Genomic DNA, 20,896 nt, shown 5'->3' on the forward strand with positions numbered 1-20,896 from the left:
ATTGTCAGTGGGCGGTGGCGGGTGGGTGTTTGTGCTGATGCGCGGGGCGCCCGGTAGTCGGGGCGGCTGTGTCGGCATCTGACGTCGGTTCTGGGCGCGGTCTGTCGAGAGGTGCGGCTCGGCCTCGATACCTAGTGCAGCTCACGGGGATTCGATGGAAAGGGCCTGGCTGGCGCCGTGCTGGCGCGGGCGGATCCGTGGCCGCGTGTCGATGATCACCGCCGTCGGAAACTTACTTCTGGTGGGAATACCGCTACCACACTCTTGTGTGCCACACTGAACGTGCCGTTAAATAACGGTACATAGAACGGGTTGAGTCGCTTCAAGTCCGAGGTGGCGCGAAGAACGGAAGAGCAATGGCCGACAATGCACATTCGAACACCCGCCGGGTCCTTACCGGACTGCTCGCTGCCGGTGCGATCGCGATCGTTCCGCTCGTGGCGACGCCCGGCGTCGCCGAGGCGGGGCCGGGAAACAGTGACAGCCGCGGCGGCAGCCACAACTCGGGAGCCTCGGATCGCGCCGGTGGCAACAGCCGGGGAAACAACACGGGCTACAACCGCGACCGGAACGGCCAGCTCCGTTGGGGTGACGGCCAGCGCAACCGCAGCACGGGCGCGGCCGAGCGCAACGGCCGCACGCACGGCGAGAGTGACTGGTTCGTCTGCCGTGCGCACGCGACGTCCTGCGGTCAGCAGTAAGCGGATTCGACAGCAGGACGAGCGGGTCCGGCGGTCCCGTCGCCGGGCCCTGGCATCTCACGGGTGTGGAACAGGGCCCGGCGGTAGCGCCGGACCGATGCATCTCTCGGAGGAAAGTTCCGCTTTCCTCACAGGGACCTAACAGCCTCGCCGGGCAAGATGGGCGGGGTGCGGGTTCTGGTGGTCGAGGACGAGCGGTTGCTGGCCGATGCGATCGGCGCGGGACTGCGGCGCTACGCGATGGCTGTGGACGTTGTCTACGACGGGGGCGCGGCGCTGGAACGTGTGGGGGTCAACGATTACGACGTGGTGGTCCTGGACCGGGATCTACCGATACGGGGTGGGGACGAGGTGTGCACCGAGGTGGTGCGCACCGGCGGTGAAACGCGAATTCTGATGCTGACCGCGGCGGCTGCGGTACCCGATCGGGTGGCGGGCCTCGGGCTGGGCGCCGACGACTATCTGACCAAGCCGTTCGCTTTCGCCGAACTGGTAGCGCGGGTCCAAGCGCTGGGGCGGCGGGCACGACCGGCGGTGCCGCCGATTCTGGAGCGATCCGGCGTCCGAATGGATCTGCACCGGCGCGCGGTCACCCGCGGGGATGTGCCGGTGATGTTGTCGCGCAAGGAATTCGCCGTTCTGGCAGAGTTGTTGCGGGCGGACGGGGGAGTGGTGTCGGCCGAACAACTGCTGGAGAAGGCATGGGACGAGAACATCGATCCGTTCACCGGGGTGGTCCGGTACACGATCATGATGCTGCGCCGGAAGCTGGGCGATCCGGAGTTGATCGCCACCGAGCCCGGCGTGGGTTATCGCCTGCGCTGAGGCGGCTGTTGCGGCCGACCGTCCGGCTGCGGCTGACCCTGCTGTACGCGGGCGCCTTCTTCCTGGCGGGCGCCGTGCTGATCGGGGTCATGTACTTCTCGCTGGAGCAGTGGCTCGGGCGCCGCCCGGGTGCGCAGTTCATCGTGCGCGAGTATCTCGACGAACCGCAGTTCCGGGTCCGAAAGGCCGCGGCCGATCAGTTGGCCTCCGCGGTCGCCGCCCAGGCCGAGGCCGACCGGCGCGCCACGCTGCACGCCATGCTGGCCTGGTCACTGGGCGCGCTCGCCGCCGTCGGCGTGGCGGCGACCGGATTCGGGTGGCTGCTGGCCGGTCGGGTGCTGGCGCCGCTGCAGCAGATCACCTCGACCGTGCGGCGGGTGGCCGACGACAGCCTGCACGAACGCATCGCGCTCGACGGCCCGCGCGACGAAATCACGGATCTCGCGGATACTTTCGACGCGATGCTGGAGCGCCTGGATCGCGCCTTCGACAGCCAGCGCCGCTTCGTCGCCAACGCCTCGCACGAACTCCGCACCCCCCTGACGATCAACCGGACCCTGCTCGAGGTCGCGCTGGATCGGCCCGACGCGCCGGAATCGATGCGGCAGCTCGGCGCCACGCTGCTGGAGGTGAACGGGCGGCACGAACGCCTCATCGATGGGCTGCTGGTGCTGGCGAGCAGCGAGCAGCGGCTGACCGAGCAGCGGCGCGCCGATCTCGCCGAGATCGTCCGGCACGTCCACGGCGCGTCTCTGCCGGCGGCGGAGGCGGCCGGGGTGGACGTGCGCGCCGACCTGAGACCGGCGGCCGTCGTCGGCGATCCGGTGTTGCTGGAACGGTTGGCGCACAACCTGATCGACAACGCCATCCGCTACAACCACGAGGGCGGCTGGGTCGCCGTCCGCACCGAGGCCGCCGACGGCCGCTGCCGGGTCGTGGTCGAGAACACCGGTCCGGAGGTGCCCGAGTACGACATCGACGGGCTGTTCGAGCCCTTCCGCCGCCTTACGGCCACCACCCGTCGCGCCGATGCCTCGGCGTCACGCGGCGCCGGGCTGGGCTTGTCGATCGTGCGCTCGGTGGCGCACGCCCACGGCGGGGAGGCGACCGCCGAGCCTCGGCCGGGCGGAGGCTTGCGGGCCACCGTGGTATTGCCCACCGCCGCGGCCGAATCCGATGCGCTGGCCACCGGCGTTCTCGCGCAGCAGCGATGAGGTTCGCCGTGGATCGTGCCCGCCGAAGGACGCCACGGCATCCCGGCGGACACGATCCTCACCGGCACCCTGCCGATCAGTAGCCGTGGCACGTATCGGCGACCACGCGCATCTGCCGCGGCATGTCGGCGAATCGCGGATCGTCGCCGCGGAAGATGACCCGGCCCGGGCCGTCCGGCCGTTCCGGTCCGCCCCGACCGCGTTCCCGGATGATGATCTTGCGCTGCTCGGGCGGTATGGAGAGCATGTGCTGGAATCTCGCGCGGTGGTCGGGGTGCTCGTCCAGGTAGCTGGCGAACCCGGGGGCGTGATCGCGCATCGCCGCCTCGACCTGCGCGGCCGAGCAGGTGGAGTCGGCCAGCGGATGCCGCTCGTCCGGCTGCGCCGAAGCGCTCCCCGACGCCACCACCATGCCCGCGAACGCGACCGTCGCCAACACCGATACCCGCGTGAACCTCGTAACCGACATATTGGTCTTTCCTTCCTTCGGCTGCCCGCCACCGCGGTCGGTGGCTCGGAGACCAGTCCACCAGCGCCCTCGTTTGCCGGGCGTTAGGGCGCTGTGCGACAAGGGAATCAACCATCGCACCCTCCGCTACAGGTAGCCCCCGCTGCCGGTCGCCGAGTTCGCGCGGGAGCCGTGCGTCGGCCTCCGCGTGCGACAACCGGCCAGGCAGCGGCCGGGCCGGACCACCGCCGGGTGTGCAGCCGGGACAGGTTCTCGTTGGTGGTGATCGCCACCAGCACGTCGCGCCCCTGCCCGAGCATGCCGTCGGTGGGGTTAAGCAGTCGCGAAAGTCCCTGTCCGGTGACTCTTTCGCCGATCCGCGGATGAGCTCGTCGCAGTCCTCCTCCTCGCGACCGATCAGCCTGAGGCGTTCCTGTGGGTAGCGGTCATTTCGACGATGATCCGGGCAATTCGGATATCGGTTCACCTGTTTTCGATCTTCGCGAAGGTTCGACGTGATCTTCCCCGCGCAATAGACCGGCCAGTAACACTGGACGCCCCGGCGGCGACGTTCCCCGTGACAACATGCCCGTCGGGGGGCTTGTCCGTCCATTTGTCAGAACCGGAATGGGGATCAGGACATGGCTCTTCGCGAGTTCCTTGCGCGCCATCGCATAGCATCCGCCGTCGCCGCACCCGCGGCGCTGGGAGTAGCGGCAATCGTCGCGGCGTCTTTCGCGCTCACGTCGACGCCGCAAACCAGGGATACACAGCTCACATCGTCGGTCACGGAATGCCACGACATGGTGACCATCTCGGTCGCCGGACGCGGCGACACACCCGTCGCGGGGACCACGAAACTGCTGGTGGACGCCAATGGTAACGAGTTGCCCGCCGCGCTGTCGGGAGACCACAGCAGTGAGTGGGTGGACCCGGTCGTGAACGCGCCCGCCGGGGCGGTGGAGCCCGGCTCGTACGCGGCGGTGTACATCGCGTATCCCGCGAATATGGCGACCTACGAAGACGCGGTCACCACGGGTGTCGCGAATACCGAGCGGGTGATGCGGGAGATCACGCAGGCCTGCCCGGATACCAAGTTCTCGATCGTCGGCTACAGCGAGGGCGCGGACGTCGTCCGCCGCGTCGCGATGAATGTCGGCCATCAAGAGGCGGGCGCCGACGGGAAATACGGAATCGTCGATCCGGCCGATGTCGTCGGCGTCGTGATTCTCGCCGATGCCGGGCGCAGCGCGGGCGACGGTCCGTTCCCCGGCGCGAAGGATCCGTTCGCCAATCCCGACGGCTTCGACCAGCGCTATCAGAACGGCGTGAAACCGGTGTCGGGGCAGGGCGCGCTGCCGGGCACCAGCGGCGACTTCGGCGCGCTGAACGGCAAGATCGCGTCGTTCTGCTCTGACGGCGACCTCACCTGCGCCGCGCCGCAGAACATCTCGCTGCTGCAGTTGACGGTCAACGTCGGTCGGCAGCTGAACCTCGACGCCCTCGAACGCGACGGGCTGACTCCGGCGACCGGACAGGACGTCGCCGTCGTGCTCGGCCGGATCGCCTTGGCGGCGTTCGCCGACATTCAGTCGCAGCCCAATTGGATGCAGAGCGACGAGACGTTCCTCGAGGTCCTGCTGCGGGTGTCGGATCCGGCCTACAAGCCGGGACAGTCGCCGAAGCAACCGGCGAAGGCGGATTCGATCGCGGCGGGCGATATGTCGCCGCTGGCCTACCTGCCGCAGAAGGTGTTCAACGAGATCATCGGCCTGATCGTGACGAACCAGAACACCATCCCCGTGATCATGAGCGATCCGTATCAGCTCACCCTCGGCCCGAACCACAGCGGACACCACTTCGACTACTGGAGGGACGCCGATCCCAACGGCGGCAAGCCGCTGACCTCGGCCGAGTACGCGGCGGCCTGGCTCACCCACCTGGCGAAGCAGGCGCAGGCGGGGAAGCCCGTCGACCCCACCGCCAAGCCGGAGGCCGCGGATCTCGCCGCCGCCTACAAGGCCGCGGAGACCTCGACGGCGGCGAAATCCACCGCGACGACGAGTACCTCGGCCAAGCCCACGACCTCGTCGAGTACGAGTGCCTCGCAGACCGGCGGAGTCTCGTCGACCACCCCCGCGCCGACAAGCTCGGCTACGAGTACGACGACCGCGCCGACGGTGACCACCCCGCCGGACCGTACGCCCGGGGCCGCCACGACCGCCCCGGAATCGTCCACCAGGACAACGGAATCCGCGACGGGAACCACCACGGCCCCGAGCACGACGCCGTCGAAGTAGGGCGCCTGCCGGGCGGCTCCGACCAGTCGGACCGCCCGGCATCGGCATGCCGGAAACACTTGGTGGTCATGCGCGGCCTTCACGCCCTCGCCGATCCGGAAGCCGACACCGTCGAGCAACTGCCGCCCGTCGGGGGAGGAAGTAATCCAGATCGGCGATGTCGATATGAGCCACGCGAGGTCGGACAACCCCATCCGCCGGATCCAGCGGGGCGGCCCGGGAACCGGACCAGCAGCTATGCCGATCGATCACAAGTTTCGGAAACCGACCGCTGCCCACGGTTTTTCGCGGGAGAATGGGGGCGGCCGAGATCCGGCCACGAGGGGATTATCGGCCGCGCCCGGCCGATGGAAGTGGGGAAGATCATGAGAGCCAATCGAATCGCCGCCACCGCACTGCTCGCGATCGGAGTCACGGGGGTTACGGCGGGTGCGGTGCAGGCCGCGCCCGCACCGGCGGCCGAAGTGGGCATCAGCGGTGTCGATCACGGCATCGGCTATGTCACCGCGGCGGCCCCGGGCGACAGCGGGGTGACCACCACCGTGGACGCCGGAGGCTTCGCACTCACCCCCGACGGGCAGGCGGTGACCCTCACCGACGCCGTGGGCAATCAGGTCGTGACGCTGCCGCTGACGGTGCAGGCCGCGGGCGGAACCGTCGGTCTCACACCGCGGATCGATGCCGCGGGCCGCACGCTGACGCTGTCGCCGCAGGCTGCCGCACCGCAGGTGGCGCAGCATATCGACGAGGCAGAAACCCTTGCGCGCAAACAGCACAACGCGGTCGTCGGCGCCCTGATCGGGGCGGGCATCGGCGCGGTGATCGGGTTTTTCCTCGGCGGAGTCGGCGCCCTGATCACGGTTCCGGTGGGCGCCGGTATCGGCGCGCTGATCGGTTTCTCCACACCGTGATTCGCTTCCGGCCCGCGCCGTGATGCCGCCCGCCGAGCGGATCCGGTAGCCGAGTGCCTTCGGCGACCGGATCTTTCGGCGGATGCGGCAGCGGCGATCGCGCCGGAAATCAGGCGCTGCGCACCGCATCTCCGCGCAGGAGTTCGGCCGTGATCGACGCCAGCTTGTCCGCGGCGCTCGGATCGAACGGCGCGCCGTGCACGTCGACCGCGTCATCCTGCATGAATGCGGACAGCGGAGCCGCGGGTGGGTGGTCGAGGTGGCGTAACAACCGGGGGAGTGCCGCGTCCATCGGCTGGGCACGTTCCCGCATCCCGGCGACGACTCGCGCGTCGTCGGCGTCGTAGTCACCGGTGAAACCGGATGCCGTCAGTCCCGGATGCAGGAGCACGTAGGCGATCCCGCTGTCCGGATGACGCCTGGTGAACGCGACACCGAGCAGATCGCTCAGCTTCCCGCACTGGTGCATGACATCGTCGGTCCGGTACTCGCGCGCGAATTGCAGGTCGTCCCAGCGGATTCGGGACAGCTCACCGCCGGGACCGGCCAGGTCGAGCAGCACCGGTGCGTCCGCCCGTTCCAGCCGGTCGGCGAGGCCGTGCCCGAGCAGGTATCGGCTCAGATAGAACAGCGCGAAATTGGATTCGAAGCCCTCCGCGGTGACGAATCGGCGGGATCGGTAGTACCGCGCGGCCAGCACCAGAATGTCGACGACCGGGTATGCGGCGAGAATCCGATCGAGCACCCGGCGGTTCTCGGCGACCAGGCTCAGGTCGGCCCGCAGGAATTCGAGGCGGGAGTCGGCCCCGAACTCGTGGGCGGCGTCGACCAGCGCCCGTCCCTTCTCCGGGGTGCTGCCGATAGCGATGACCCGATCCCCGCGCCGCAGGTAGGTCAGCGCCAGAGCCTTCCCCATGCCGTCGGTTCCGCCGGAGATGACGACGGTCTTCATAGGAGTCTCCTCGTTCTCGGCTCGGCAGGAATACCTGCCGGATTAGGAATTTAGACTCATGAGTCTAGTACCGAGAAGGTTGGAAAACCAGACTCATGAGTCCAATTTGCCTATGATGGGCGGATGAGCGCGTCAGCCGGCACCTCCTCGACCCGAGCGGCCCGGGGACGCATCGACAAACAGCAGGCCGTGCTTGCGGCGGCCTTCGTCGTCTTCGCCCGGGCCGGATACGCGCAGGCGCGGGTCGACGAGATCGCGGCCGCGGCCAAGGTCGCCAAGGCCACCGTCTACAACCACTTCGGCGATAAGGACACGCTGTTCCGGGAGGCGGTGCGGGCGCTGTCGGACAACGCGCTGGCCGCGAACCTCGCTGCCGTCGAACGGCTCGAGCAGATCGACGGCGACGTGGCCGCGGCACTGCGCGACGTGGGCGTGCACCTGGCGGCGTGCTACTGCACGGAGGACTCCCGCGCGCTGCGGCGGCTGATCTGTGCCGAGGCCGCGCAATTCCCGGACCTGCTGGAGGTCGTCGACGCCGTCTCGACCCGGGTCGTCCGGGCGCTGGCGGACCGGTTGGCCCGGCTCGCGCTGGCCGGTGCGCTGCGCCTGGACGACCCGGATATGGCGGCCGCCCAGTTCGCCGCGCTGCTCAGCGGCCCCGTGGACGCGCGGTCCCGGTTCGGTACCCGCGCGGTGCCGCAGTCGGAACTGTGGACGATCACCGACGCGGCGGTCACGACATTCCTTGCGGCATACGGCCGTTGAACCGACAGCCGTGAGATCGGGCATGCAGAGATGGGAACCTACTCGGCTGTCGTGTTGCCGGCGCTCGCCTTCTTGCTGACATAATCCTGAGGCGGCGCTGCCGCGGATCAGTGTCCTCCCGCATCGGTGATCCGATTGCGCCACGCGGCAACGAGTTTCGCGCCCTGTTCGGCGGTGATGACACTGCCGGCGATTCCGGCGGCGACGGCAGCCTGAACGCAGGCTTCGGCCAGACCCGGAATGCGGGGCCGAAACCGCCTCCCGCACATCGGGTTCCGGGTCAGGAGACATACCGGCGTAGCCGTACTCGACATGCTGGGGACGAATCCGGATAGTCGTCTCGTCGGCGTGGCCGAGTGGTGCGGTGGCCAGCCGGACCATGAGGTGTTCGGAGTCGAAATCGATCACCGTGCCGTGCGCGCCGTGAACGCAGCGTGGGTTGTCGCAGGGCGCGCGCACGGTGACGGGATCGCCGATCCCGAGATGCCAGCCGTAACGATCCAGCAAGGGATTCTCCCTCCTGTCATGTCTGTCCGTTCCTGTGAACCATGGTGTCAGACCGGAACGAGGTCGGCGAGGCTCGACAGCGGGCTGGGCAGTCCGGCCAGATCCCGAGTTCCAGTGCGAGCCTGACGAATCCCTTGCGTCCGGCGAGGTCGATCTTGGCGCGGTCGGACCACGGGCGGCAGGCCTCCCAGTCGCCGCCCGGGTACACCAGCACCGCGCCGCCGTCCTCGAGCCCTGCGGTCGCCGCCTCCCGGGATGCGGGGAGCACGCCGAAATCACGCAGACTGTCGCCGAGAAATGGTGCGCGCAAAAGGATTTCGTGTGCGACGCCGTAGGTGGGCTCGTCCGGCCTGTGGTCCATCATCGCCATGAAGGTGATCCACACCTCGGGCGCCCAGTAGATCGACGAGTGGTTGCCGATGACCAATGCCGGGCCGGACGTCGGGAGATTCTCGACGCCGGTGACCGTCGGCGTGAAGTAGTTGACGTAGGCCCGCGCCACGGGGAGCAGCGGGTGGTTCGGGTCCGGGATCTGCCGGGGGTTGCTCATGTGCCATCCTGTCTGTCGTGTCGCCGGTGGACGGCGGTATACGACGACCGGCCCGGCACCCGAAATGGCGCCGAGCGGAACCGAATTGCCCCTTTGGTCACATCCCCGTTGATATTCCCTGTTGGCCGCGCGTGCGCGAACCACCGTCCTCCTGCGCCTCCGACGTTATCAAAACAAGCAATTGCTTGGTGATGAATGTGCGGAACCATACATCCCGGCGAAAAGCATGCCGGGATGACGGACGGGACATGCCGGGATGACGGACGGGACATGCCGGGACGACGGATAGGGCATGCTGGGATGACGGATGAGACATGCTGGGACGACGGATGTAGCGGGCAGGTGTGAAACCGTCAGTGCCCGCGCTTGATCCACTCCGTCAGGTGGGGGGCCTCGGCGCCGATGGTGGTGGAGTCGCCGTGGCCGGTGTGCACGATCGTGGCCGCGGGGAGGGTGAGTAGGCGGGTGCGGATGGATTCGATGATGGTGGGGAAGTGCGAGTAGGAGCGCCCGGTGGCGCCCGGCCCGCCGGAGAAAAGGGTGTCGCCGGTGAAGACCACCTCCTCCGCCGCCAGATACAGACAGCAGCAGCCCGGTGCGTGCCCAGGCGTGTGCAGCACCCGAATGTCGGTGTCGCCGACCGGGATTCGCTGACCATGGGCGAGCGGACGGTAGTCGACGGCCGGGTGCACGGCGCGCCAGAGCACGTTGTCCGCGGGGTGCAGCCAGATGGGCGCCCCGACCGCCGCGGCCACCTCGGGTGCGGCGTTGATGTGGTCGTTGTGGGCGTGCGTGCAGACGACCGCGGTGACGGTCCGCCCGGCGACGGCGTCGATTATCGGCGCGGGATCGTGGGCGGCGTCGATGACGACCGCCTCGTCGTCGGTGCCGACCACCCAGACGTTGTTGTCGACATCCCAACTGCCGCCGTCCAATTCGAACTTCCCGGAGGTGACGACGCGCTGGATGTTCACAGCACCACCACCGAGCGCAGCACGTCGCCGTTGTGCATGGTGGTGAAGGACTGCTCCACCCCGTCGAGCGGAATGCGTTCGCTGACAAAGCGTTCCAGCGGCAGGCGGCCCTGGCGGTAGAGATCCAGCAGCATGGGGAAGTCGCGCTCGGGCAGGCAGTCGCCGTACCAGGAGGACTTCAGCGAGCCGCCGCGGGAGAAGAAGTCGATCAGCGGCATCTCGAGGCGCATATCGGGGGTGGGGACCCCGACGAGCACCACGGTGCCCGCCAGGTCGCGGGCGTAGAAGGCCTGTTTCCAGGTCTCGGGCCGGCCGACCGCATCGATCACCACGTCGGCGCCGAAGCCGCCGGTCAGTTCCTGGATGCGCTCGACGATATCGTCACCGGTCGTGAGGGTGTGGGTGGCGCCGAGTTCGGTGGCCCACCGCAGTTTTCGCGGATCCCGGTCGACGGCGATGATCGTGGTCGCCCCGGCCAGCCGCGCCCCGGCGATGGCCGCGTCGCCGACACCGCCGCAGCCGAGCACCGCCACCGAGTCGCCGTAGCGCACCTTCCCGGTGTTGATCGCGGCGCCGAGCCCGGCCATCACGCCGCAGCCGAGCAGCCCGGCGACCGCCGGGTCGGTCTCGGGATCGATGACGGTGCACTGGCCTTCGTGCACGAGCGTCTTGTCGGCGAAGGCGCCGATGCCGAGCGCGGGGGTCAGGACGGTGCCGTCGGCCAGCGTCATCGGGCGGCTGGCGTTGTGGGTGCTGAAGCAGTACCACGGCCTTCCGCGCTTGCACGCCCGGCAGGTGCCGCAGACGGCGCGCCAGTTCAGCAGCACGTGATCGCCGGACTGCACGTGGGTGACCGCGTCGCCGACGGTCTCCACGACGCCCGCGGCCTCGTGGCCGAGCAGGAACGGGAACTCGTCGTTGATGCCGCCCTCGCGATAGGTCAGGTCGGTGTGGCAGACCCCGCACGCCAGCACCCGCACCACCACATCGTGCGGACCCGGGTCGGGAATGACGATGTCGACGATCTCGACCGGCGCACCCTCGCTGCGGGCGACGACCCCGCGGACCTTCTGGGACATGGCAATCTCCTAACGCGCTGACACCCACCACCCGGGATCGTAACCGCGCTCGCCGCCCTCCCGTGCCAGGTTGCGACAACCGCGAGCCGGGCAAATGGCGCAAAAGGCCCAGCGTGACGTACGCCTCAATCGTTTCTAGCTCGATGGATGGCGCAGGGCCGCGTGGCCTGCTTGACACTGTGGCGGGAACGGGACGACCGTAGAGATGCTTAGTGCAAGCAACTATTTCTGAGGACGGGACGCGAAGTCCCGCACGGATCGACTGCCGGGTACCTGTCGGACTTATTCAGAGAGGTCGGGATGGACATCTTGGGGATGGAGGTCGAGGACGCGGATGTGGAACTGGTGCGCCGGGCGACCGACCTGATCGAGCACGACGCGCAGATTCGCGCCGCCCTTCCGAGCGATGCGGTGACCGAGGCCGTGCAGCGGCCGGATATGCCTCTGGCGCAGATGGTGGCGACGATCATGGAGGGCTATGCCGACCGCCCCGCACTGGGGCGGCGCGCGGTCGAGTTCGTCGCCGACGACACCGGTCGCAGGTACGGGCGGTTGCTGCCGCGGTTCGACACAGTCACCTACGGTGAGCTGTGGCAGCGGGTGCGCGCGCTCATCGCCGCGTGGCACCACGATGTCGAACGGCCCACGCGGGCAGGAGATTTCGTCGCCATTCTGGGTTTCACCAGCATCGACTACACGACGGTGGATTTGGCCTGCGTCTGCCTGGGCGCCGTCGCCGTGCCGCTGCAGGCCGGTGCGTCGGTGGCGCAGCTGACGCCGATCGTCGCGGAGACCGAGCCGCGCGTGCTCGCCGCCGATGTCGAACAGCTCGATGCCGCAGTGGATCTGGCGCTCGCCGCCGAGTCGGTGCGCTCGCTGGTGGTATTCGACTACTACGCCGAGGACGACGGTCACCGCGTCGCGTTGGAATCCGCTCGTAACCGGCTGGCGGACAGCGTGGTTCGCGTCGAGACCCTCGACGCGGTACTCGCCGCCGGGCGGGAATTCCCAGCGGCGCCGCTGCACACCGGCGGCGAGGACGACGTGTCACTGCTCATCTACACCTCCGGCAGCACCGGAACGCCCAAGGGCGCCATCTATCCCGAGCGGCTGGTCGCGCGGATGTGGCGCACCGGGCCGATGCCCGCCATCGGCCTCAGTTACATGCCGATGAGCCACATCGCGGGACGGGCGTCGCTGACAACCTGCCTGGCGTCCGGGGGCACCGTGTATTTCGCGGCGCGCAGCGATATGTCGACGCTGTTCGAGGACATCGCGCTGGCGCGGCCGACGTTGCTGTTCTTCGTGCCGCGCGTGTGCGACATGGTGTTCCAGCGCTTCCGCAGCGAGGTGGACCGCACGGTAGCGGCCGGGACCGATCCCGCCGCGGCCGAGCGGGAGGTGAAAGTCGAACTGCGCGAACACTTCCTGGGGGGCCGCTTTCTCATCGCGCTGTGCGGCAGCGCGCCGCTCTCGGGCGAGATGCGCGCCTTCATGGAGTCGGTGCTCGGGCTCACGATATTCGACGGCTACGGCGCGACGGAGACCGGCGGCGGGGTGCTGCTCAACAATCAGCTCCAGCGTCCGCCGGTCCTCGACTACAAGCTGGTGGACGTCCCCGAGCTGGGGTACTTCGGCACCGACAAGCCTTACCCGCGTGGCGAATTGGTGATCAAGGCGGAGACGCTGGTACCCGGCTACTACAAGCGGCCGGAACTGAACGCGGAGATCTTCGACGCCGACGGTTTCTACCGGACCGGCGACGTCATGGCGGAGATCGAGCCGGACCGGCTGATCTACGTCGACCGCCGCAACAATGTGCTCAAGCTGTCGCAGGGCGAATTCGTGGCGGTGTCGAAGCTGGAGGCCGTCTACACCTCGAGCCCGCTGATCCGCCAGATCTACGCCTACGGCTCCAGCGAGCGCGCCTATCTGCTGGCGGTGATCGTGCCGACCCCGGACGCCGTGGCCGCGCATCCGGACCTCGGAGACCTGAAGGCGGCCATCGGGGAGTCGCTGCAGCAGGTCGCACGGGACGCGCAACTGAACTCCTACGAGATCCCGCGCGACTTCCTACTGGAGACCGAACCGTTCAGCATGGACAACGGGCTGCTGTCGGGCATCGGAAAACTGCTGCGGCCCAAGCTGAAAGACCGCTACGGTGCACGGCTCGAGCAGCGCTACGACGAACTCGACCGCGAGCAGCGGGACGAACTGTACGCGTTGCGGGCCGCCGCGGCGGACCTGCCGGTGCTGGAGACGGTGGGCCGGGCGGCGCGGGCCCTGCTCGGCTGCGCGGCGACCGAGCTGCGTCCGGAGGCGCACTTCGCGGACCTGGGCGGTGATTCGCTGTCGGCGCTGTCGCTGTCGACCCTGCTGCGGGAGATTTTCGGCGTCGAGGTGCCGGTGGGGGTCATCCACAGCCCGGCCACCGATCTGCGGCGGCTGGCCGAGTACATCGAGTCCGAGCGGCGGTCCGGGGGGCAGCGGCCGACGGCCGCCGCCGTACACGGCGACAACGGCCGAATCCGCGCCACGGACCTGACATTGGACAAGTTCATCGACGCGGCCACGCTGTCGGCCGCGGCGGACCTGCCCCGGGCCCCGCATCCGCCGCGCACGGTGCTGCTGACCGGCGCCAACGGCTATCTCGGCCGCTTCCTGTGCCTGGAATGGCTGCAGCGCCTGCATGATTCGGGAGGCACGGTGATCTGCGTCGTCCGCGGCAACGATGCGGCCGCGGCGCGCGAACGGCTGGACGAGGTGTTCGACAGCGGCGATCCGGAACTGCTGCGGCGCTACCGGGAACTGGCCGAGGGCACGCTGGAGGTGCTGGCCGGAGATATCGGCGAGCCTAACTTCGGTGTGGGAGAGCGTATTTGGGATCGCTTGACGGACTCTGTCGATCTGATCGTGCATCCGGCCGCGCTGGTGAACCATGTGCTGCCCTATGACCAGCTGTTCGGGCCGAACGTGGTCGGCACCGCCGAGGTGATCCGGCTGGCCCTGACCGCGCGGCTGAAGCCGGTGACCTACCTGTCGACGGTGGGGGTGGCCGATCAGGTGGATCCGGAGGCGTTCACCGAGGACGGGGACATTCGGGAGATCAGCCCCGTGCGTGCGCTGGGCGACGGGTACGCCAATGGGTACGGCAACAGCAAGTGGGCCGGTGAGGTGCTGCTGCGGGAGGCGTACGACTGGTGCGGGCTGCCGGTGGCGGTGTTCCGGTCGGACATGATCCTGGCGCACAGCCGCTACGCGGGGCAGTTCAACCTGCCCGATATGTTCACCAGGCTGCTGCTCAGCGTGCTGTCCACGGGCGTGGCGCCGAAGTCGTTCTACGAGACCGATGCCGAGGGCAATCGGCAACGCTCGCACTACGACGGGCTGCCCGCCGACTTCACCGCCGCGGCCATCACCGCCCTCGGCGCGCAGGCGGGCGCGGGTTACGAGACCTTCGACGTGCTCAATCCGCACGACGACGGCCTGTCGCTCGACGAGTTCGTGGACTGGCTCGTGGCCGCCGGGCATCCCATCGAGCGCATCGACGACTACGCGGAGTGGTTGTCCCGCTTCGAGACCGCGCTGCGCGCCCTGCCCGAGCGGCAGCGGCGACATTCGGTGCTGCCGCTGCTGCACGCCTACGCCCGCCCCGCCGCCCCGATGCGCGGCGCCGCGCTCCCGGCCAAGAAGTTCCAGGCCGCGGTGCAACACGCGAAGGTCGGCGCGGCCGCGGACATTCCACACCTCGGCCCCGAACTGATCGTAAAGTACGCCACAGACCTCCGCCTCAGAAACCTCCTGTAGGCGATCGAACCCGCCCCCGCACAAGGACGTGCGGAGGTAACTGCGGGCAGTGGGCTGCCCACAGTGCGGTCGGCCCGCCCCGGCAACCCCGGGGCGGACCACCGTCCCCGGCAAAAACCGCGCCGGGGAAGCGGTGTGGCCGGGATCTCTTTATGGCGCTGAAACCCATAGCCGCAGTGGTCATCGCCGCGGCGTAGATTCGGCGGTATGTCGAGTGATGACGGCGGTGCGGCCTCGAAGAATCAGCCCTTGCTGGTGCTGGTCAAGATCACCGAGATTCTCGACGCGTTCTCGCTGGCGCGGCCGTCGATGACCCTCGGCGAGATCCAGCAGGCCACCGGGTTCCCGACATCCACGGTGCAGCGGCTGGTCACGAATATGGTCGCGCAGGGTCTGCTGGACCGCGTGGGTGATCAGATCCGGATCGGGTTGCGCATGAGCTACTGGGCGGCGACGGCGGTGAAGGGCCTGGACCTGCTGTCGATCGCCAACCCCGTGCTGCGCGAGATCCGGGACAGGACCGGTGAGACGGCCTGCCTGTTCCGGGCCGAACACGGGTTCCGGGTGTGCGTCGCGATCGCCGAGACCCGGCACGCGCTGCGCCGGGACATGTACGTGGGCAAGATAATTCCGCTGTACGCCGGGTCGGCGGGCCGAATCCTGCTGGCGTGGAACTCGGAGCTCGTCGAGTCGGTGCTGTCGGCGCCGCTGGAGCCGCTCACCGAGGGGACCGTGACCAGCCCGGACGAATTGCGTGCGCTCGTCGCGCAGGCCAAGGCCGACGGATACGCGATCACGACGGGGGAGCGCGAGGATTCGGCGTCCGGGCTGTCCGCCCCGGTCTTCGACGCCTCCGGCGACGTGGTCGCGGCCGTGACGATCAGCGGCCCGACCATCCGCATGCCGCAGGCACAATGCGAGGCCTGGGTCGACCTGCTCGTGGGCTACGCCGAACAGATCACGCGGACCATCGGCGGCCGCCTGCCCGCGTGAGTGATACGTCGGCCAGGTCGCTCGCGGCTGTCGACCGCAGCCGGTGGCTACTCCGAGACCACCCATTCGAAGGCGGCGGCCTTGGAGCGCGCGCCCTGCGCGGCCTTGGATCGGTTGGGTTCGCCCAGCTCGGCGAGCAGCGCGTCGGTGCGGCCGACCAGCTCCGCGAGGGTCGCGGGCCGGAACCAGTCGGGACGCGTAGCGAACAGCAGATCCTCGGTGGCGGTGTTGCCGCTGGCGCCGGGGGCGAAGGGACAGCCGCCGAGGCCGCCCAGCGCGCCGTCCACCATGGTCGCGCCCGCATCGATCGCCGCGAGGGTGTTCGCGACACCGAGACCCCAGGTGTCGTGGCCGTGAAACACGATGCGCCGCTGCGGAGTCCGGGTGCGCACCGCGGTGACCAGCTCGCGCACCTGCACCGGTACCGCTTGGCCGAGCGTATCGGCGAGGACGATATCGTCCGCGCCCTCCGTGCGGGCGTCGTTGGCGATGCCGATCACCCGCTCGGGATCCACCGCGCCCTCGAACGGGCAGGTGAACGACGTGGCGATGCACAGCTGAATCGACCCGCCCGCCTCCTGGGCCAGCCGGACCGCCGCGGGCATGGCGGCGACGCTGTCCTCGGTGCTGCGGCCGATATTGGCCTGGTTGTGCGAATCCGAAGCGGAGAAACAGTATTGGAAGTTGCGCGCACCCGCCGCGGCGGCCTTCTCGACATGGCGCGGCGTCGCCACCCACACCCAGCACCGGGCCAGCTCGTCCGGGGTCAGTTCGGCGATCACCTCGAGCGTATTCGCCAGTGGCGGTACGAGATCCGGGCGCGCCATCGAGCCGATCTCGAGCGCCGGAACACCGAGCCCGAGCAGCGTGCGCGCGGTCTCGACCTTGCGTTCGGTCGGCAGCAGCTTGCCGGTGAGCTGCAGCCCGTCGCGCAGCGTGACGTCGCGCAGTTCGGCCGCGGGCGTGTAGGCGAACGTCATTGGGTGCCTCCTGTGCCGGAAGTGCCTGTGATGGCGTCGATTTCGTCGTCGGTCAGCCGCAGTACCGAGGCGAGCACATCGCGGGTGTGCTCGCCGAGATCCGGTCCGACCGAGCGGATCGGCAGCGAGGCGCCGCCGATGACCGGGACGATACCCGCAAAGCCGACGGTGGCGGGTTCGGCCGCACCGGTATCCACGGCGAACGTCTGAATCATGTTGCGCGCCCGGTACTGCGGGTCGTCGACGATATCGGCGGCGGTGTAGATCGGCCCCGATGGCACACCGGCCGCGTCGAGGATCTTCAGCGCCTCGTCGCGGGTGTGCCGGGCGGTCCACTCGGCGATCGCGGCGTCGAGTTCCTCGCGGCGGCGCCAGCGGGCGGCGTTGTCGGACAGTTCGGGATCGTCGGCCAGGTCCGGCCGCCCGATCACCCGCATGTAGCGCTGGAAGATCGCGTCGCCGTTGCCCGCGATGATGATGCTGGTACCGTCGCCGCACGGATAGGCATTGCTGGGGGCGATGCCCTCCATCCGGCCACCGACCCGTTCGCGCCGGATGCCGTAGGCGAGGTAGTCGGGGACCAGCGACTCCATGACCGACAGGATCGCCTCGTTCAGCGCGACGTCGACGATGCGCTCGCCCAACGGAATCGACGTCTTCGCACCGGCCCGCTGGAACAGCGCCATCACCGTGCCGAACGCGGCGTAGATTCCCGCGATCGAATCGCCGATCGAGACTCCGGTGCGCACGGGCGGGCGGTCTGGATCGCCGACGAGTTCGCGCAGCCCGCCGACGGCCTCGGCCACGGCGGCGAAGCCGGGCCGCTCGGACAGCGGGCCGGTCTGGCCGTACGCGGAGATGCGGGTGATCACCAGGCCCGGCCTGGCCTCGTCCAGCACCTCCGGTCCGAGGCCCCACTTCTCCAGCGTGCCCGGGCGGAAATTCTCCAGCAGGACATCGCATTCGCGGACGAGGTCGAGCACGAGTGCCCGGCCCGACTCGGTCTTCAGGTCCAGCACGATCGACTTCTTGTTGCGGTTGATGGTGCGGTACAGCATCGAGGTATCGCCGCTGTACAGCCGCCAGCGGCGCAGCTCGTCACCGGTGATCGGGCGTTCGACCTTGATCACCTCGGCGCCGAAGTCGGCCAGCATGCGGCCCGCGGTCGGGGCGGCGATGTAGTTGCCCAGCTCGAGCACGCGGACACCGGCCAGCGGGCGAACATCGTTGTCTGGCATAGCTTCTCCGATCACAGCAGCGCGCTCAGCGGCAGGATGAGCAGGATCGCCACCACCGACGCGACCGAGACGCCCACCGAACACGTCTTCAGCGTGCCGCGCGTGGTCTGGCCCAGCAGCGACTGCAGCAGCCAGAAGGTGTTGCTGGTGACGTGCACGGCGAACAGCGATCCGGCGCCCGCGGCCAGCGCGATCAGCACCGGGTCGATGCCGAGCGCGGGCGCGACCGGGCCGAGGATTCCGGCCGCCGTGATCGCCGAGATCGTCACGGAGCCGACGGCGACGTGCAGGATGGCCGCGATCAGCCACACCATCAGCAGCGGCGCGGCCGTGCTCGCGGTGAAGTACTCGCCGAGAATCTTGCCGAGGCCGGTCGCGGCGATGGTGGCCGCCAGCGAACCGCCGACCCCGGTCAGGATCAGGATCTGGCCGCTCTCCTTGAACCCGGTCGCGATCGACCGCTGCATGCGGTCGGCGCCGACTGCGTAGCGGCCGACGAAGCTGGTTCCGACCAGCCCGATCAGCAGCGCGATCACCGGCGAGGACAGGAACTCGACGATCGGGTTGTGTACGTCGGCGACGTCCAGGATGGCGCCGAGGGCGATCAGTATCAGGGCGGTGAGCAGCGGTGCCAGTAGCACCATCAGCGGGGTCTCGGAGCGGGTGGTCGCGGTTGCTCTGGTGCCTAGGGCGCTACCGGATCCGGTCTCGCCGCCGCTCCCGGCCTCGGCAGTGATTCCGGGCCCGGTACCGCTGGAATCCGATGCGGCGAGGCCGTTTTCGCCCGACGGGTCCTCCCCGAGGAACGGCTGTTCGTCACGTTCCTCGTTCCACCAGCCGCGGTCGAACAGGAAGCACATGATCGCGACCGCGATGGCGACCGTGGGGATCACCAGGAGCACGCCGAACAGCAGCATCTTGCCCAGCGGCACGCCGAGCAGACCGGCCAGGGCCAGCGCGCCGACGCCCGGCACGGTGAGCACGATGCCGCATTCGCCGCCGATCGCCAGCGCCGTGGCCATCCTGGCCGTGCCCTTCTTGCCGATCTTGGCGGCGAGATTGCGGGCGAGCGGCGCCGCGATGACCAGCAGTACGTCGAGGAAGATCGACTGCAGCAGCGTGGCGACCGTCAGCGACAGCGCATACGGCATCCGGTTCGGCCCGAATACCTTCAGTAATGCCCCGACCAGGCGCTGGATCGCGCCCGTCTCCTGCAGCATGGCGCCCATCAGTACGCCGAACGCGATCAGCAGCCCGACCTCGGCCATGATGTCGCCGAAACCCGCGGTGATGGTCTCGATGGTCTTCTCGGTACCCAGCCCGGCGGTGAGGCCCAGGTAGGCGGAGCCGATGACCAGCGACACCGCCGGGTTGAACTTGAATCGGACGATCAGCAGCACGACCGCGAGGATCGCGACACCCGTATTGATCATCGTTGCAACGTTTGACATGCGTGAATCCCATCGAGCCGCACTCGGCGAGTGCTTGTTTCCCGCCGTGTGTAGCACGAAGTGTGCCGTGACGCGGGCCACAGTAGGCCCACATTATGAGCAGAGATTCACGATATAAGCAACCTCTTGGCATTCCGGGCTCGATACTCCCGCCGCCACCGGCTGAAGCCCACCAGTACGAGGAGGAAGAAGAGCCCGTAGACAGCCCCGGAGACGTACAGGCCGGACTGGAATGCCAGCGGTACGCCAACGAGGTCGACCAGCATCCAGATGATCCAGAAGTCGACCAGGGCGCGGCTCTGCGCGAACGTGGCGATGGCGCTGCCGACGAAGATGTACGCGTTCGCCCACGGTGACCAGGCGACGTGCAGCCAGGTCAGGTGGATGAACAACTCGGCCACCAGCACCGTGCCCAGGACCAGCACGGCGAGCAGGACGACGCGTTCGCGGGTGGTCGCCGGTCGCACGAGCAGGCCGTGGTCGTCGCGGGTGCCGCGGGCCCAGGACAGCCAGCCGTAAACGGCCAGAGCGCAGAACAGCATCTGCTTGAGCGCGTTACCGGGGACGTGCGCATCGATCGACGCGGCCAGCAGCAGCAATGCCCCGGCCAGCTGAACGGGCCAGGTCCACATGGTCTTGCGCATGGCCAGCCACACCACGGCCAGCGACAGGATGTTGCCGGTCAGATCGGTCCAGAGAATGTGCTCGCCGAAGAGCTGGAATCCCGCGTTCACTCGGCGGCTCCCCCGGGGGTGGGACTGCCGAATTCCTCGGTGTCACCGGTGTGCATCTCCCGAACCTCCTCGATGCCGAAGCTCCGGGGTTCGAGGGCGGCCCGCGAATGCCGGACGGCCGAGAACCGCTCGGGAGAGCGGTCCCGCGCACTGCCTCCCATCCGGACTCTCACCGTCGGTCCCGGATTTGCACCGGATCAACCGGCCGCTGGCTGCGACCCGCTCGCGGACTGTCACCGCCGGTTCGGATTTCCACCGACCCCGGAGCGCGCGTTCACTCCGCCCAACCACGCCCGCGCGGTGCGGTATTCCCGGGCACGGCGCCACCGGGGTGTGACGTGGACCTCGCCGGGAGCCTGCGCGGCAACAAGATCAACCGGCCTGTACGGTCACTTTCGTGCTCGAGAAGGCAGTGGAGGTCGGGGCTCGCGTGCACCTGTGGCGCCCGGCGGGAATCCCGGCTTCTG

General features: G+C 68.8%; 18 protein-coding genes and 1 riboswitch. Of the genes, 8 read left to right on the plus strand and 10 right to left on the minus strand.

The features are described 5' to 3' along the window. The first annotated feature begins 356 nt into the window (after window positions 1–356). From ACYVLQ_RS06165 to ACYVLQ_RS06175, 3 genes are all read left to right on the plus strand, one after another. Window positions 357–701, plus strand: coding sequence for a hypothetical protein (locus ACYVLQ_RS06165; protein WP_460696386.1), 345 nt, complete (start codon window positions 357–359; stop codon window positions 699–701). Between the two features lie 168 nt (window positions 702–869). After that, window positions 870–1,526: a response regulator transcription factor gene (locus ACYVLQ_RS06170; RefSeq protein WP_460696387.1), complete on the plus strand. Its 657-nt coding sequence runs from the start codon at window positions 870–872 to the stop codon at window positions 1,524–1,526. Between the two features lie 8 nt (window positions 1,527–1,534). Further along, entirely contained in the window at window positions 1,535–2,740 is a 1,206-nt protein-coding gene (locus ACYVLQ_RS06175) for a sensor histidine kinase (RefSeq protein WP_460696388.1), read from the plus strand. Window positions 2,741–2,816: 76 nt separating this feature from the next. Here the strand turns inward: ACYVLQ_RS06175 and ACYVLQ_RS06180 are convergent, their stop codons facing one another. Further along, window positions 2,817–3,209, minus strand: coding sequence for a hemophore-related protein (locus ACYVLQ_RS06180; protein WP_460696389.1), 393 nt, complete (start codon window positions 3,207–3,209; stop codon window positions 2,817–2,819). 620 nt (window positions 3,210–3,829) lie between these two features. Between ACYVLQ_RS06180 and ACYVLQ_RS06185 the strand changes: the two genes are divergently transcribed. Together ACYVLQ_RS06185 and ACYVLQ_RS06190 are read left to right on the plus strand one after the other, a co-directional pair. Then, window positions 3,830–5,488, plus strand: a complete 1,659-nt coding sequence (locus ACYVLQ_RS06185; RefSeq protein ID WP_460696390.1) for a cutinase family protein — start codon at window positions 3,830–3,832, stop codon at window positions 5,486–5,488. A gap of 365 nt (window positions 5,489–5,853) precedes the next feature. Further along, window positions 5,854–6,399, plus strand: a complete 546-nt coding sequence (locus ACYVLQ_RS06190; protein WP_460696391.1) for a hypothetical protein — start codon at window positions 5,854–5,856, stop codon at window positions 6,397–6,399. Between the two features lie 109 nt (window positions 6,400–6,508). On the opposite strand, the gene ACYVLQ_RS06195 is transcribed toward ACYVLQ_RS06190, so the two are convergent. After that, window positions 6,509–7,351: an SDR family NAD(P)-dependent oxidoreductase gene (locus ACYVLQ_RS06195; RefSeq protein ID WP_460696392.1), complete on the minus strand. Its 843-nt coding sequence runs from the start codon at window positions 7,349–7,351 to the stop codon at window positions 6,509–6,511. 123 nt (window positions 7,352–7,474) lie between these two features. On the opposite strand from ACYVLQ_RS06195, the gene ACYVLQ_RS06200 reads away from it, so the two are divergent. Continuing rightward, a complete protein-coding gene (locus ACYVLQ_RS06200; RefSeq protein ID WP_460696393.1) occupies window positions 7,475–8,116 on the plus strand; it encodes a TetR/AcrR family transcriptional regulator in 642 nt (213 codons plus the stop codon). A gap of 523 nt (window positions 8,117–8,639) precedes the next feature. Here the strand turns inward: ACYVLQ_RS06200 and ACYVLQ_RS06205 are convergent. From ACYVLQ_RS06205 to ACYVLQ_RS06215, 3 genes are all read right to left on the minus strand, one after another. Next, complete coding sequence (locus ACYVLQ_RS06205; protein WP_460696394.1) at window positions 8,640–9,173, minus strand: 1-acyl-sn-glycerol-3-phosphate acyltransferase; 534 nt, start codon at window positions 9,171–9,173, stop codon at window positions 8,640–8,642. A gap of 353 nt (window positions 9,174–9,526) precedes the next feature. Further along, window positions 9,527–10,147: an MBL fold metallo-hydrolase gene (locus ACYVLQ_RS06210; RefSeq protein WP_460696395.1), complete on the minus strand. Its 621-nt coding sequence runs from the start codon at window positions 10,145–10,147 to the stop codon at window positions 9,527–9,529. Beyond that, window positions 10,144–11,226 carry an S-(hydroxymethyl)mycothiol dehydrogenase gene (locus ACYVLQ_RS06215; protein ID WP_460696396.1) on the minus strand — a complete coding sequence of 361 codons (1,083 nt, stop codon included), beginning with the start codon at window positions 11,224–11,226 and terminating at the stop codon, window positions 10,144–10,146. The genes ACYVLQ_RS06210 and ACYVLQ_RS06215 overlap by 4 nt, the downstream gene beginning before the upstream one ends. Window positions 11,227–11,541: 315 nt before the next feature. Here ACYVLQ_RS06215 and car point away from each other — a divergent pair, with 315 nt between their 5' ends. After that, window positions 11,542–15,033, plus strand: a complete 3,492-nt coding sequence (gene car / locus ACYVLQ_RS06220; RefSeq protein WP_460696433.1) for a carboxylic acid reductase — start codon at window positions 11,542–11,544, stop codon at window positions 15,031–15,033. A 207-nt stretch (window positions 15,034–15,240) separates the two neighbouring features. Continuing rightward, window positions 15,241–16,026 carry an IclR family transcriptional regulator gene (locus ACYVLQ_RS06225; protein WP_460696397.1) on the plus strand — a complete coding sequence of 262 codons (786 nt, stop codon included), beginning with the start codon at window positions 15,241–15,243 and terminating at the stop codon, window positions 16,024–16,026. A gap of 47 nt (window positions 16,027–16,073) precedes the next feature. Here ACYVLQ_RS06225 and ACYVLQ_RS06230 read toward each other — a convergent pair whose 3' ends face one another. The 5 genes from ACYVLQ_RS06230 to ACYVLQ_RS06250 form a co-directional block, all read right to left on the minus strand. Next, window positions 16,074–17,006, minus strand: coding sequence for a hydroxymethylglutaryl-CoA lyase (locus ACYVLQ_RS06230; protein WP_460696398.1), 933 nt, complete (start codon window positions 17,004–17,006; stop codon window positions 16,074–16,076). Continuing rightward, window positions 17,003–18,244 (minus strand): CaiB/BaiF CoA transferase family protein, encoded by a 1,242-nt coding sequence (locus ACYVLQ_RS06235; RefSeq protein WP_460696399.1) that lies wholly within the window; start codon window positions 18,242–18,244, stop codon window positions 17,003–17,005. The genes ACYVLQ_RS06230 and ACYVLQ_RS06235 overlap by 4 nt, the downstream gene beginning before the upstream one ends. An 11-nt stretch (window positions 18,245–18,255) precedes the next feature. Beyond that, window positions 18,256–19,695, minus strand: coding sequence for a GntP family permease (locus tag ACYVLQ_RS06240; protein ID WP_460696400.1), 1,440 nt, complete (start codon window positions 19,693–19,695; stop codon window positions 18,256–18,258). A gap of 107 nt (window positions 19,696–19,802) precedes the next feature. After that, entirely contained in the window at window positions 19,803–20,429 is a 627-nt protein-coding gene (gene pnuC, locus ACYVLQ_RS06245; RefSeq protein WP_460696401.1) for a nicotinamide riboside transporter PnuC, read from the minus strand. Continuing rightward, on the minus strand, window positions 20,426–20,590 hold the full coding sequence (locus tag ACYVLQ_RS06250; protein ID WP_460696402.1) for a hypothetical protein: 165 nt from the start codon (window positions 20,588–20,590) through the stop codon (window positions 20,426–20,428). The genes pnuC and ACYVLQ_RS06250 overlap by 4 nt, the downstream gene beginning before the upstream one ends. Further along, a riboswitch (FMN riboswitch) is annotated at window positions 20,575–20,703 on the minus strand. Its footprint overlaps the gene before it by 16 nt. Between the last annotated feature and the right edge of the window lie 193 nt (window positions 20,704–20,896).

Source organism: Nocardia thraciensis, assembly GCF_054782435.1.